This window comes from Pseudomonas sp. LAMO17WK12:I10 (assembly GCF_900215185.1).
Taxonomy (GTDB): Bacteria; Pseudomonadota; Gammaproteobacteria; order Pseudomonadales; family Pseudomonadaceae; genus Aquipseudomonas; species Aquipseudomonas chlororaphis.
Genome location: NZ_OBDX01000006.1, coordinates 89,203 through 102,577 on the forward strand (window position 1 = coordinate 89,203; position 13,375 = coordinate 102,577).

The 13,375-nt window shown below is 60.9% G+C and carries 14 protein-coding genes; 4 read left to right on the top strand and 10 right to left on the bottom strand.

The features are described 5' to 3' along the window. Positions 1-5 precede the first annotated feature (5 nt). The 4 genes from lspA to murJ all read right to left on the bottom strand — a co-directional run bounded on the left by lspA (position 6) and on the right by murJ (position 5,977). On the bottom strand, positions 6-527 hold the full coding sequence (gene lspA, locus CRO75_RS09290) for a signal peptidase II (RefSeq protein ID WP_097135059.1): 522 nt from the start codon (positions 525-527) through the stop codon (positions 6-8). After that, the gene (gene ileS / locus CRO75_RS09295; protein WP_097135060.1) at positions 520-3,351 is read right to left on the bottom strand and encodes an isoleucine--tRNA ligase; all 2,832 of its coding nucleotides are present in this window, start codon (positions 3,349-3,351) and stop codon (positions 520-522) included. The genes lspA and ileS overlap by 8 nt, the downstream gene beginning before the upstream one ends. A 13-nt stretch (positions 3,352-3,364) precedes the next feature. Further along, complete coding sequence (gene ribF / locus CRO75_RS09300) at positions 3,365-4,309, bottom strand: bifunctional riboflavin kinase/FAD synthetase (protein ID WP_007924736.1); 945 nt, start codon at positions 4,307-4,309, stop codon at positions 3,365-3,367. A 129-nt stretch (positions 4,310-4,438) separates the two neighbouring features. After that, positions 4,439-5,977, bottom strand: coding sequence for a murein biosynthesis integral membrane protein MurJ (gene murJ, locus CRO75_RS09305; RefSeq protein WP_062824545.1), 1,539 nt, complete (start codon positions 5,975-5,977; stop codon positions 4,439-4,441). A gap of 253 nt (positions 5,978-6,230) precedes the next feature. Between murJ and rpsT the strand changes: the two genes are divergently transcribed. Beyond that, positions 6,231-6,509, top strand: a complete 279-nt coding sequence (rpsT, locus tag CRO75_RS09315) for a 30S ribosomal protein S20 (RefSeq protein WP_007924739.1) — start codon at positions 6,231-6,233, stop codon at positions 6,507-6,509. A 152-nt stretch (positions 6,510-6,661) separates the two neighbouring features. Here the strand turns inward: rpsT and CRO75_RS09320 are convergent, their stop codons facing one another. The 5 genes from CRO75_RS09320 to rplU all read right to left on the bottom strand — a co-directional run bounded on the left by CRO75_RS09320 (position 6,662) and on the right by rplU (position 10,400). Continuing rightward, the gene (locus CRO75_RS09320; RefSeq protein WP_097135061.1) at positions 6,662-7,126 is read right to left on the bottom strand and encodes a CreA family protein; all 465 of its coding nucleotides are present in this window, start codon (positions 7,124-7,126) and stop codon (positions 6,662-6,664) included. Between the two features lie 10 nt (positions 7,127-7,136). Beyond that, entirely contained in the window at positions 7,137-8,255 is a 1,119-nt protein-coding gene (proB, locus tag CRO75_RS09325) for a glutamate 5-kinase (RefSeq protein ID WP_007924743.1), read from the bottom strand. Positions 8,256-8,376: 121 nt separating this feature from the next. Further along, the gene (cgtA, locus tag CRO75_RS09330) at positions 8,377-9,600 is read right to left on the bottom strand and encodes an Obg family GTPase CgtA (RefSeq protein WP_097135062.1); all 1,224 of its coding nucleotides are present in this window, start codon (positions 9,598-9,600) and stop codon (positions 8,377-8,379) included. A gap of 195 nt (positions 9,601-9,795) precedes the next feature. Then, a complete protein-coding gene (gene rpmA, locus CRO75_RS09335; RefSeq protein WP_003228360.1) occupies positions 9,796-10,053 on the bottom strand; it encodes a 50S ribosomal protein L27 in 258 nt (85 codons plus the stop codon). Positions 10,054-10,088: 35 nt separating this feature from the next. Continuing rightward, a complete protein-coding gene (gene rplU, locus CRO75_RS09340; RefSeq protein ID WP_007924746.1) occupies positions 10,089-10,400 on the bottom strand; it encodes a 50S ribosomal protein L21 in 312 nt (103 codons plus the stop codon). A gap of 241 nt (positions 10,401-10,641) precedes the next feature. On the opposite strand from rplU, the gene CRO75_RS09345 reads away from it, so the two are divergent. The 3 genes from CRO75_RS09345 to CRO75_RS09355 all read left to right on the top strand — a co-directional run bounded on the left by CRO75_RS09345 (position 10,642) and on the right by CRO75_RS09355 (position 12,583). Further along, on the top strand, positions 10,642-11,610 hold the full coding sequence (locus CRO75_RS09345; RefSeq protein WP_097135063.1) for a polyprenyl synthetase family protein: 969 nt from the start codon (positions 10,642-10,644) through the stop codon (positions 11,608-11,610). Positions 11,611-11,760: 150 nt separating this feature from the next. Continuing rightward, entirely contained in the window at positions 11,761-12,102 is a 342-nt protein-coding gene (locus tag CRO75_RS09350) for a zinc ribbon domain-containing protein YjdM (protein ID WP_007924748.1), read from the top strand. A 208-nt stretch (positions 12,103-12,310) separates the two neighbouring features. Beyond that, on the top strand, positions 12,311-12,583 hold the full coding sequence (locus tag CRO75_RS09355; protein WP_009045712.1) for a hypothetical protein: 273 nt from the start codon (positions 12,311-12,313) through the stop codon (positions 12,581-12,583). A 98-nt stretch (positions 12,584-12,681) separates the two neighbouring features. On the opposite strand, the gene CRO75_RS09360 is transcribed toward CRO75_RS09355, so the two are convergent. After that, positions 12,682-13,299 carry an FKBP-type peptidyl-prolyl cis-trans isomerase gene (locus tag CRO75_RS09360; protein ID WP_007924751.1) on the bottom strand — a complete coding sequence of 206 codons (618 nt, stop codon included), beginning with the start codon at positions 13,297-13,299 and terminating at the stop codon, positions 12,682-12,684. Positions 13,300-13,375 lie beyond the last annotated feature (76 nt).

A 13,375-nucleotide genomic window follows, 5' to 3' on the forward strand; every position in this document is an offset into this window, starting at 1 on the left:
CCTGTTCAGTCATGAACGGCTTCTCCGGTTTTCTTGCTTTTGAACATATCCAGCGCAAGCATCACCGCACCCACGCTGATGGCGCTGTCGGCAAAGTTGAACGCCGGGAAATACCAGCGGTTCTGCCAATGCACCAGGATGAAATCGATCACATGGCCCAGGGCGATGCGGTCATACAGGTTGCCCAGCGCGCCGCCCAGCACCAGTGCCAGGGCGACCGCCAGCCAGGTTTCGTTGCGCCCCAGGCGCTTGAGCCAGACCACCAGCACCGCGCTGACCACCACCGCGATCAGGGCGAACAACCAGCGCTGCCAGCCCGAGCTGTCCGCCAGGAAGCTGAATGCCGCGCCGGTGTTGTAGGCCAGGGTCCAGCTGAAGTAATCCGGGATCACCACGATCTGCTGATACATCGACAGCGAGCTTTCGAAGTGCAGCTTGCTGGCCTGGTCGATGACCAGGACCAGCACGCTCAACCACAGCCAGCCCAGACGGCCGAAACGGCCGAAACGGCCCGTGGCATTAGGCATAGTGACGAACCTCGCCTGCGCCGCTGATGTTGTCGACGCAGCGACCGCAGATTTCCGGGTGCTCGGGGTGCACGCCGACATCTTCACGGCAGTGCCAGCAACGGGCGCACTTGGCGAAGCTCGACTTGACCACTTTCAACTTGAGGCCGGCGACTTCGGTTTCCACCGCATCCGCCGGTGCCTGCGCGAAAGGCGCGACGCTGGCGGTGGAGGTGATCAGCACGAAGCGCAGCTCGTTGCTCAGCTTGGCCAGGTCGGCGCTCAGCGCCTCTTCGGCGTACAGGGTCACTTCGGCTTGCAGGTTGCCACCGACGGCCTTGGCCGCGCGCTGGATTTCCATTTCCTTGTTGACCGCGACCTTGACCGCCATGATCCGCTCCCAGTAGGCACGGTCCAGTTCGAAACCTTCCGGCAGCTCGCTGAGGCCCTGGTACCAGGTGTTGAGCATCACGGACTCGTTGCGCTCGCCCGGCAGGGACTGCCACAGCTCGTCGGCGGTGAAGGCGAGGATCGGCGCAATCCAGCGCACCAGCGCTTCGGAGATGTGGAACAGCGCGGTCTGGCACGAACGACGGGCCTTGCTGTCGGCGCCAGTGGTGTACTGGCGGTCCTTGATGATGTCCAGGTAGAAACCGCCCAGCTCCTGCACACAGAAGTTGTGCACCTTGGAGTAGACGTTCCAGAAGCGGTACTCGCCGTAGTGCAGTTCCAGCTCGCGCTGCAGCAGCAGGGTACGGTCCACGGCCCAACGGTCCAGAGCAAGCATTTCTTCGGCCGGCAGGATATCGGTGGCCGGGTTGAAACCGCTCAGGTTGGAAAGCAGGAAGCGCGCGGTGTTGCGGATACGCCGGTAGGCGTCGGCGCTGCGCTGCAGGATCTGGTCGGAAACCGCCATTTCACCGGAGTAGTCAGTAGCCGAGACCCACAGGCGCATGATGTCGGCGCCCAGGGTGTCGTTGACCTTCTGCGGCGCAATCACGTTGCCCAGGGACTTGGACATCTTGCGACCGTTCTCGTCGACGGTGAAACCGTGGGTCAGCAGTTCGCGATACGGCGCATTGCCATCGATCGCGCAGCCGGTCAGCAGGGACGAGTGGAACCAGCCGCGGTGCTGGTCGGAACCTTCCAGGTACAGGTCGGCACGCGGGCCGCTGGCGTGGCCCATAGGGTGCGAGCCGCGCAGTACGTGCCAGTGAGTGGTGCCGGAGTCGAACCAGACGTCCAGGGTGTCGCTGATCTTGTCGTATTGCGGGGCTTCGTCACCCAGCAACTCGGCCGCGTCCATCTTGAACCAGGCCTCGATGCCTTCGTGCTCGACACGCTTGGCAACTTCTTCCATCAGCTCGACGGTGCGGGGGTGCAGCTCGCCGCTTTCCTTGTGCAGGAAGAACGGGATCGGCACGCCCCAGTTGCGCTGACGGGAGATGCACCAGTCCGGACGGTTGGCGATCATTGAATGCAGGCGCGCCTGGCCCCAGGCCGGCACGAACTGAGTCTCTTCGATGGCCTGCAACGCACGCTGGCGCAGGGTGTTGCCGCTGGTTGGCTGCTTGTCCATGCCGACGAACCACTGCGCGGTGGCGCGGTAGATCAGCGGGGTCTTGTGGCGCCAGCAATGCATGTAGCTGTGGCTGATGGTTTCGGTGTGCAGCAGCGCACCGACTTCAGTCAGCTTGTCGACGATGGCCGGGTTGGCCTTCCAGATGAACTGGCCGCCGAAGAACTCCAGCGAGGTGGCGTACACGCCATTGCTCTGCACTGGGTTGAGGATGTCGTCGTTGACCATGCCGTAACGCTTGCAGGTCACGAAGTCGTCTTCGCCGTAGGCTGGCGAGGAGTGAACCACGCCGGTACCAGCGCCCAGCTCGACGTACTCAGCCAGGTACACCGGCGACAGACGATCGTAGAACGGGTGACGGAAGTTGATCAGCTCCAGCGCCGAACCCGGGGCGGTGGCGATGACCGAGCCTTCCAGGTTGTAGCGAGCCAGGCAGGACTCCACCAGCTCCTCGGCCAGCACCAGCAGCTTGTCGCCAGCGTCGACCAGGGCATAGTTGAACTCAGGGTGAACGTTCAATGCCTGGTTGGCCGGGATGGTCCACGGAGTGGTGGTCCAGATCACGATCGAAGCCGGCTTGCTCAGCTTGGCCAGGCCAAAGGCGGCGGCCAGCTTGTCTTCGTCGGCGATCGGGAAGGCCACGTCGATGGTCGAGGACTTCTTGTCCTGGTACTCGACTTCCGCTTCAGCCAGGGCCGAGCCGCAGTCGAAGCACCAGTTCACCGGCTTGAGGCCCTTGAACACGAAACCGCCCTTGACCATTTCCGCCAGGGCACGGATTTCCCCGGCCTCGTTGGCGAAGTCCATGGTCTTGTACGGGTTGGCCCAGTCGCCCAGCACGCCGAGGCGGATGAACTCGGCTTTCTGGCCTTCGATCTGCTCGGTGGCGTAGGCACGGCACAGCTCACGGGTCTTGTCCGAGGACAGGTTCTTGCCGTGAGTGACCTCGACCTTGTGCTCGATCGGCAGACCGTGGCAGTCCCAACCCGGAACATAAGGCGCGTCGAAGCCCGCCAGGGTCTTCGAGCGGATGATCATGTCCTTGAGAATCTTGTTGACCGCATGACCGATGTGAATCGAGCCGTTGGCGTAGGGCGGACCGTCGTGAAGTACGAACTTCGGACGATCCTTGCCAATTTCGCGCAACTTACCGTACAGGCCAATGCTGTCCCAGCGCTGCAGAATCTGCGGTTCGCGCTGAGGCAGGCCGGCCTTCATTGGGAAGGCGGTGTCCGGAAGGTTTAGCGTGGCTTTATAGTCGGTCATTTAAGGCTCTTCATTAGCGATTGGCGCTATGGATACGTGCAACTTCGGCACGGGCGGCGGCGACATCCGCGTTGATCGCCGTCTTCAGCGCCTCCAGAGAGGCGAAACGCTGCTCTTCACGCAGCTTGTGGTGGAAAACCACCGTCAAACGCCGGTCATACAGATCGCCGGCAAAATCTAAAAGATGGACTTCCAGGTGGGCCTTGCCATCACCTGCTACCGTCGGCCGCACGCCGATATTGGCGACGCCCGGCCAGGTCTTGCCGTCGATATCGACATCGACCAGGTACACCCCGGACAACGGTACGCGACGGCGCTTGAGCTGCACATTGATGGTTGGCGTACCCAACTGGCGCGCCAGCTTCTGCCCGTGCAGGACCCGCCCGGCGATGCGGAACGGGCGACCGAGCAGACGCTCGGCCAATACGAAATCGGCCGCCGCCAGCGCATTGCGGACCTGGGTGCTGCTGACGCGCAGGCCATCCAGCTCGACGGTCTGCGCGGCCTCGACGGTAAACCCGTGGGTGATACCGGCCTTTTGCAGGAAATCGAAGTCACCGACCCGGTCGCAGCCAAAACGAAAATCATCGCCGACTTCCAGGTGCTGCACACCCAGGCCGTCGACCAGGATGGTCTCGACGAACTCACTGGCGCTGAGCTTGCTCAAGCGCTGGTTGAACGCCAGGCACAGAACCCGGTCGACGCCCTCCTCGGCCAGCAACTGCAGCTTGTCGCGCAAGCGTGCCAGGCGGGCCGGGGCGGTATCCGGAGCGAAGAATTCGCGCGGCTGCGGCTCGAATATCACCACGCAGCTGGGCACGCCCAACTCAAGCGCACGCTCACGCAGCCGGCCCAGGATAGCCTGGTGGCCACGGTGAACACCGTCGAAGTTGCCAATAGTGGCGACACAGCCCCGATGCTGGGGGCGCAGGTTGTGGAGGCCTCGGACCAGCTGCATAACGCGCTTCTTGCTCATAAAGTGGTCGATTATAACCACACCCGACGGCCGGTGACAGGCAACAGCACGCGCCAAAGTGATCGAACCGACAAAACCACTGCCTCGCCGGCGTCCAAGTGCCTCAGGACCTCAGTGCAACGCCTTGCGATTGAAGTCGCGCAGACGGAAGCCGAATAACGCCAACATGCCGAAGTAGGCCACCACGCCCGCCACCACCAGCACACCCAGACGCAGGAAGCGTGCGAGCATATTCCCCTGATCCCAGGCCGGCATGAACTGCATCAGCCCCAACAACACCGCCGACATCACGCTCACCGCAACGACCAGCTTGATCGCAAACTTGCCCCAGCCAGGCTGCGGCAAGAACATCTGCTGTTTGCGCAGCTGATAGAACAGCAAACCCGCGTTGATACAGGCCCCGGCGCTGATCGCCAGCGCCAGGCCCGCATGCTTCAGCGGGCCGATGAACGCCAGGTTCAGCAGTTGCGTGACGATCAGCGTGAAAATCGCGATTTTCACCGGGGTACGGATGTTTTGCTGGGCATAGAAACCCGGCGCCAGCACCTTGATCACAATGATCGCGAGCAAACCGACCGAATACGCGACCAGCGCACGCTGGGTCATCGAGGCGTCGAAGGCGCTGAACTGGCCGTACTGGAACAGCGACACCGTCAATGGCTCCGCCAGAATCCCCAGGGCCAGCGCGCAAGGCAGCACCAGCATGAAGCACAGGCGCAGGCCCCAATCGAGAATCCGCGAATATTCATGCCGATCCTTGTTGGCGTAAGTCTTGGCCAGCGTCGGCAGCAGGATCGTGCCCAGCGCCACCCCCAGAACCCCTGAAGGCAGCTCCATCAGGCGATCGGCGTAATACATCCAGGACACCGAGCCAGCCACCAGGAACGAGGCGAAGATGGTGTTGATGATCAGCGAGATCTGGCTCACCGAGACCCCGAGAATGGCCGGCAGCATCTGCTTCAGCACCCGCCAGACCCCGGTGTCGCGCAGGTTCAGGCGCGGTAGCACGAGCATGCCGATCTTTTTCAGGTGCGGCAGCTGATACAGCAACTGCGCCAGGCCACCCGCCAGAACCGCCCAGCCCAGGGCCATGACCGGCGGATCGAAATAAGGCGTGAGGAATACCGAGAACACGATCATGGCGACGTTCAGCAACGTCGGCACGAACGCCGGGACCGAAAAGCGGTTCCAGGTATTGAGGATCGCCCCCGCCAGGGAGGACAACGAGATCAGCAATATATAAGGAAAGGTCACGCGCAACAGATCGGTGGTCAGCGTGAACTTTTCCGGGGTGTCGACAAAACCTGGCGCCGTGGCCCAGATCACCCAGGGCGCGGCGATGATCCCCAGCGCCGTCACCAGCGCCAGTACCAGGGTCAGCAGGCCGGACACATAGGCAATAAAGGTACGGGTCGCCTCCTCACCCTGCTGGCTTTTGTATTCCGCCAGGATCGGCACAAAGGCCTGGGAAAAGGCGCCCTCGGCGAAGATGCGGCGCAGCAGGTTGGGCAGCTTGAAGGCGATGAAAAAGGCGTCCGTCGCCATTCCAGCGCCGAATGTGCGCGCAATGATGGTATCGCGCACGAACCCCAGAACCCGGGAAAGCATGGTGATAGAGCTGACAGCGGCCAACGACTTGAGCAGGTTCATGGAAAGGTTTTTTGCCTGTAGATAAACAGCAGGCGAACAATGCGCCCACTTGTGCGATACTCCGCGCCGCAACAGCACAGAGCCAAAGCTCGCGAGTTTACAGGTCAAGCGCCGGAAATAAATATCCCGCCTCTTCAGATCCAACCACTCAGCGGAACGCATCACCTGCCCTTGACAAGACTTCAACTCATCGGCATGATTCGCGGCCTATTTTGTTTGCTATTTCCCAAAAAGTCTTTCGAGGAGCTCGACGGTGGCCAACTCACCTTCCGCCAAAAAACGTGCAAAACAGGCTGAGAAGCGTCGCAGCCACAACGCCAGCCTGCGTTCCATGGTTCGTACCTACATCAAGAATGTAGTTAAAGCCATCGACGCAAAAGACGCTGAAAAAGCGCAAGCTGCTTATGTTCTGGCCGTGCCAGTTATCGACCGCATGGCCGATAAAGGCATCATCCACAAGAACAAAGCTGCTCGCCATAAAGGTCGTCTGAATGGCCACATCAAGGCTCTGAACCTTGCTGCTGCAGCCTAAGCGACACGCTTATTAAAAAACCGACCTCAGGGTCGGTTTTTTATTGCCTGCGATTTGCTGCCTTGACCACCAAACCGCCATCGCCAGCAACCGAACATCGACCGCCAGCCCCTACAGGGAATAACCACTGCAGGAGCCAGCCCTGAAGACCGTTACGGAGTCTGCGCCCAAGGCAGGATCGGAATCGCCGTCACCGCATTCTGAGGGCTGCCCTCGATCAACCGATCGCTATAAACCAGGTACACCAAGGTATTGCGCTTCTTGTCGAGGAAACGCACCACCTGCATGGTCTTGAACACCAGCGAAGTGCGCTCCTTGAACACCTCTTCACCATCCTTGAGCCCACCCTTGAAGCTGATCGGGCCGACCTGACGACAGGCAATGGAGGCCTCGGCGCGATCCTCCGCCAGACCCAACCCACCCTTCACCCCACCAGTCTTGGCGCGCGACAGGTAGCAGGTCACGCCCTCCACCTTCGGATCATCGAAGGCCTCGACCACAATGCGGTCATTAGGCCCGACAAATTTGAACACCGTCGACACCTGGCCGATTTCTTCAGCGCAGGCCAGCAGCGGCATCGCCAACAGCAATCCCAACAACCCTTTTGCTACACGCATTGGTTTTTCCTTAGACCAGAATCAGGTTGTCACGGTGAACCAACTCGGGCTCAGCCATGTACCCCAACAAACCGACAATCGCATCAGAGGACTGACCGATGATTTTTTGCGCTTCCAGGGCGCTGTAGTTGGCCAGGCCGCGGGCGATTTCACGCCCGTCCGGCGCCACGCATACCACCATCTCGCCACGACGGAAGCTGCCCTGAACCAGCTTGACCCCCACCGGCAGCAAGCTTTTGTTGCCCTGGGACAAGGCCGACACCGCACCATCATCCAACACCAGGGTGCCTCGGGTTTGCAGGTGCCCAGCCAGCCATTGCTTGCGCGCCGCCAGCATGCCGCGCTCAGGCGACAGCAAGGTACCCAGGCGCTCACCCGCCTTGAGGCGATCCAGCACACGCTCCAGACGCCCACCGACAATGATGGTGTGCGCTCCGGAACGGGCTGCCAAACGCGCCGCGCGCAGCTTGGTCTGCATACCGCCACGCCCCAGCGCGCCACCCGTGCCGCCCGCCACTGCGTCCAGCGCCGGATCGTCGGCACGCGCCTCGTAAATCAGCTGAGCATCGGGATTATTACGGGGGTCCGCATCGAACATGCCGTCGCGATCCGTGAGGATCACCAGCAGATCGGCCTCGACCAGATTGGCCACCAAGGCCGCCAGGGTGTCGTTGTCGCCGAAGCGGATCTCATCGGTAACCACGGTGTCGTTTTCATTGATGACCGGAATCACCTTCAGCTCGACCAGCGCACGCAAGGTGCTGCGGGCATTGAGGTAACGCTTGCGGTCGGACAGGTCGTCATGGGTCAGCAGAATCTGCGCAGTGTGCAGGCCATGCTCGGCAAAGCTCGACTCCCAGGCCTGCACCAGGCCCATCTGGCCAATGGCCGCGGCCGCCTGCAGCTCATGCATCGCACTCGGTCGTGCGGTCCAGCCCAGGCGGCTCATGCCGGCCGCGACCGCGCCGGAGGAAACCAATACCAGCTCGACACCGGCCTCATGCAAGGCCACCATCTGCTCGACCCAGACACCCATTGCCGCGCGATCCAGCCCTTTGCCGTCCGCCGTCAGCAGCGCACTGCCGATCTTCACGACCCAGCGCTGCGCACCTGTCACCTTACTCCGCATCTTCTTCAACCTTAGCTTGAGAGCCACGCGACCGAGCGCGCCCATAAAGTTATTCGTGGCTACGTTTCCCGGATACTAAAACGCCGCTCAGTGAGCGGCGCTTGTAGTTTACTGCAACGAATCAGTCGCGGACGTAAATGATTTCCGGACCATCTTCGTCATCCACATCTTCCTCATCCCAATCATCGTCGCCGATGTCGTGCACGCTCTTCACGCCGCTGCGGCGTAGGGCACGCTGGTCGTCCAGAGCCTGCAGCTGGGCACGCGCCTCGTCCTCGATACGCTGATCGAGCTCGGCCAATTCGTCGGCGTAGGCCGGGTCGGCCGCCAGACGATCGGCACGATCCTCCAGATACCGCATGATGTCGCGACTCAAGCGCTCGGTACCGTCTTTGGAAATAGCCGAGATCACGTACACCGGACCAGTCCACTCCAGGCGATCGACGATCTCCTTGGCCCGCGCCTCATGCTCTTCCTCGAGGATCTGGTCGCACTTGTTCAGCACCAGCCAGCGATCGCGCTCAGCCAGGGACGGACTGAACTTGGTCAGCTCATTGACGATCACTTCCGCCGCATCGGCCGGACTGCTTTCATCCAGTGGCGCCATGTCCACGAGGTGCAGCAGCAAACGAGTACGCGCCAGGTGCTTGAGGAAACGGATACCCAGGCCCGCACCATCCGAAGCACCTTCGATCAGCCCCGGAATGTCGGCGATCACGAAGCTCTTCCAGCGGTCGACACTGACCACGCCCAGGTTCGGCACCAGGGTCGTGAACGGATAGTCAGCCACTTTCGGCTTGGCCGCGGACACCGAGCGAATGAAGGTGCTCTTACCGGCATTCGGCAAGCCCAGCAGACCAACGTCCGCCAGCACTTTCAACTCCAGCTTGAGGTCACGCTGCTCACCCGGCTTGCCCGGAGTGGTCTGGCGCGGTGCGCGGTTGGTACTGGACTTGAAACGGGTGTTACCCAGACCGTGCCAACCGCCCTGCACCACCAGCAAACGCTGACCGGCCTTGGTCAGGTCACCGATCACTTCCTGGGTCCCGGCATCGATCACCGTGGTGCCGACCGGTACGCGCAGTTCGAGATCCTCACCCTTTTTGCCAGTGCAATCGGTACTGCCGCCATTGGAGCCGCGCTCGGCATCGAAATGACGGGTGTAGCGGTAGTCCACCAGGGTATTGAGGTTTTCGTCGGCGATCATGTAGATCGAGCCGCCATCACCACCATCACCACCGTTCGGACCACCGTTTTCGATGAATTTTTCCCGACGGAAACTCATGCAGCCATTGCCGCCGTCGCCAGCTTTTACTCGGATCGAAACTTCATCAACGAACTTCATAACAAAACGCCTCTCGCCGCACGGGCGAGCCGAAAAACACTAAGACATAAGACTCTTGCAAAAATGAGCGCAGCGACCCCGATCAACGGCCGTAACATCCAGCGCTGGCAGCCCATACAAACAGTTTTGCAAGAGACTCACCCCACAAACGAAAAAGCCCCGTCGCGAGACAGGGCTTTTCCAGCGATCGCGCAATTAAGCCGCGACGACGCTCACGTAACGACGACCGAAGGCGCCTTTTACTTCAAACTTGATCACGCCTTCGATTTTCGCGAAGAGGGTGTGATCCTTACCCATGCCAACGCCGTAGCCAGCGTGGAATTGGGTGCCGCGCTGACGCACGATGATGTTGCCGGCCTTGATGACCTGGCCGCCATACATCTTCACGCCAAGGCGTTTGGCTTCTGAGTCGCGACCGTTACGGGTACTACCACCAGCTTTTTTGTGTGCCATGAGTTCAATTCTCCTAGTGAGGAATTAGGCTGAAATTAAGCCTGAATACCGGTGATTTTGATCTCGGTGAACCACTGGCGGTGGCCCATACGCTTCATGTGGTGCTTACGGCGACGGAACTTGATGATGCGGACTTTATCGTGACGACCTTGGGAGATCACTTCAGCCTTGACGGTTGCGCCAGCAACAACAGGTGCGCCGATGTTCACGTCGTCGCCATTGGCAACCAACAGAACGCGGTCAAAAGTCACGGATTCGCCAGTGGCGATTTCCAGTTTTTCGATCTTCAGGTATTCACCTTCAGCGACCTTGTATTGCTTACCGCCGGTAACGATTACTGCGTACATGGTATTTCTCCGATAATCCTGCTCACCCAGCTCTTTATAAGAAGAGGTATTGGCTGGCATGGCTGCATGGGGCTGGAACGGCCCAAGTGCAATTGCGTAAGGCAGGTGCTGCCCAGGAAGTTCAGGGTGCGCGATTGTACGCAAGCTGTCTTGGCGATGCAAGGGGCCGTCCATCGCGCCTTGACAGCCCCGGACGTGGGTCCTAGCATGCCGCGCAACCCTTCTGGAGCACCTGTCGCTGATGCAACCCCAAGCTTTCTATCGCGCGGTGGCGGACGATTTTAGCGCCGTCGACGGCATCATCAAGAAGCAGCTGACCTCCCGAGTGCCGCTGGTATCGAAAATCGGCGACTACATTACCTCGGCCGGGGGTAAACGCCTGCGTCCTTTATTGGTGCTGCTGTGTGGCAAGGCCCTGGGTCGCGAAGGCGACGACCTGCGCCTGCTGGCCGCCACCATCGAATTCCTGCACACCGCCACCCTGCTGCATGACGACGTGGTCGACATGTCCGGCATGCGCCGCGGCCGCTCGACCGCCAACGCAATGTGGGGCAACGCCCCGAGCGTACTGGTGGGCGACTTCCTGTACTCGCGCTCCTTCGAGATGATGGTCGAGCTGGGCTCGATGCCGGTGATGAAAATCCTTTCGCAGGCCACCCGCATCATCGCCGAAGGTGAAGTGCTGCAGCTGTCGAAAGTCCGTGATGCCAGCACCACCGAAGAAACCTACATGGAAGTCATCCGCGGCAAGACCGCGATGCTCTTCGAGGCCTCGACCCACAGCGCCGCCGCCCTGGCCGGCGCCACCGAAGAGCAGAGCGAAGCCCTGCGCGCCTTCGGCGATCACCTGGGCGTGGCCTTCCAACTGGTGGACGACCTGCTCGACTACCGTGGCGACGCGGAAACCCTGGGCAAGAACGTCGGCGACGACCTGGCCGAAGGCAAGCCGACCCTGCCGCTGATCTATACCATGCGCGAAGGCACGCCGGAACAGGCTGCCCTGGTGCGCCAGGCGATCCAGAAAGGCGGTATCGAAGACCTGGAAAGCATCCGTGCAGCCGTGGAAGCCTCCGGCTCCCTGGACTACACCGCGCAACTGGCCCGCGACTATGTCGCTCGTGCCATCGCCTGCCTGGAAGCCCTGCCGCCGAGCGAATACCGCGACGCGCTGGTGGAACTGAGCGAATTCGCCGTAGCCCGCACCCACTAAGATCCGATTGCACACAAGCCCGCTCCTGCCCTGCGCAGGAGCAGGCTTGTTCGCGATGCTTTCTCGCCCAATCCCCCGCGATACCCCTTCCCCGGGCAAAACCCTATATAATGTGCGCTTTTTTAGCCTTCCTGAATCCGAGGAGTCTTAGTGAGCACGTTGCCACCCTGCCCGAAATGCAATTCCGAATACACCTATGAAGATGGCGCCCAACTGGTCTGCCCGGAATGCGCCCACGAATGGTCCGCCAACGGCGAAGCCGAGGCCGCATCCGATGAAACCGTGAAAAAGGACTCGGTCGGTAACGTCTTGCAAGACGGCGACACCATCACCGTGATCAAGGACCTCAAGGTCAAGGGCACCTCGCTGGTGGTCAAGGTCGGCACCAAGGTCAAGAACATCCGCCTGTGCGATGGCGACCACGACATCGACTGCAAGATCGACGGTATCGGCCCGATGAAGCTCAAGTCCGAGTTCGTCCGCAAGGTCTGATATTCCGGCTATCGCCCCGTGCCAGGCACGGGGTGAAGCCCTCCCCGCTCCCGCCAGACTCCCCCTCATTTCCCGCTATATATCAAAAGGCCAGCCCTTTTGACCCATAACAATTTCCACACAGAAAAAAGCAGAAACCGCCAATAGGTACTTGCTATTCATTGAATAAGAATTATTCTCATTGAAACCCATCAAGGAGATGAGACTCATGACTTATTTGATCGACGCATGGCTGGACCGCCCACACCCTTACCTGAGAATCCTGCATCGGGAAACCGGGGAAGTTTGTGCGGTACTGGAAGAAGAAGCCTTGAACGAGCTGCAGGATCAGGGCGACCTGGACCTCAACGGCCTGAGTTCCAGCGAGCCGGTGGTGCTCAAGGAACTGGTGCGCAACCTGTTTCTGTTCTGCTATGCGCGGGCCTTGCGCCCTGCTGGAACAGCTGAAGGGCAAGGCCTGAGCGCAAAAATACGTCTATGACCCCACCTGACCCCTCTGCCAAGGCAAGCCTTCTCGCGATCCGTACACCGCAAACACGGCGTATGGATCACGAGCAAGCTCAACCCGGCAACTGAGGCTTACAGAACGTCGAGCAGCTCGACGTCAAATACCAGAACGCTGTGCGGCGGGATGCTGCCAACGCCTTGCGCGCCGTAAGCCAGCTCGCTCGGCACGTACAGACGCCATTTGCTACCGGCATTCATCAGTTGCAGCGCCTCGGTCCAGCCAGCGATCACGCCGCCGACCGGGAATTCCGCAGGCTGGCCGCGCTCGTAGGAGCTGTCGAACACAGTGCCGTCGATCAGGGTGCCGTGGTAGTGGGTACGCACGCTGTCTTCACGGGATGGCTTGGCGCCTTCGCCCTGGGTCAGCACTTCGAACTGCAGGCCGGAGGCCAGAGTGGTGATGCCTTCACGCTTGGCGTTTTCAGCCAGGAAAGCCAGGCCCGCGCCAGCAGCGGCTTCAGCCTTGGCAGCGGCTTCGGCCTGCATGATTTCGCGGATCACCTTGAAGCTGGCGGACATTTCTTCCTGGCCTACACGGCTAGGCTTGCCGGCGAACGCGTCGGTCAGGCCAGCCAGGATGGCGTCCAGGCTCACGCCCGGTGGCGGGTTGTCACGCAGCTGGTCGCCCAGCTGACGGCCGATACCGTAGCTGACGCGGGTTTCGTCGGTGGACAGATTTACTTCGGACATGACACTGCTCCGCTGTGCGGACGGCTCGGATATCCGCCGTGCGTACACAGCGCATCCCGGGACGCCCGGAACCAAA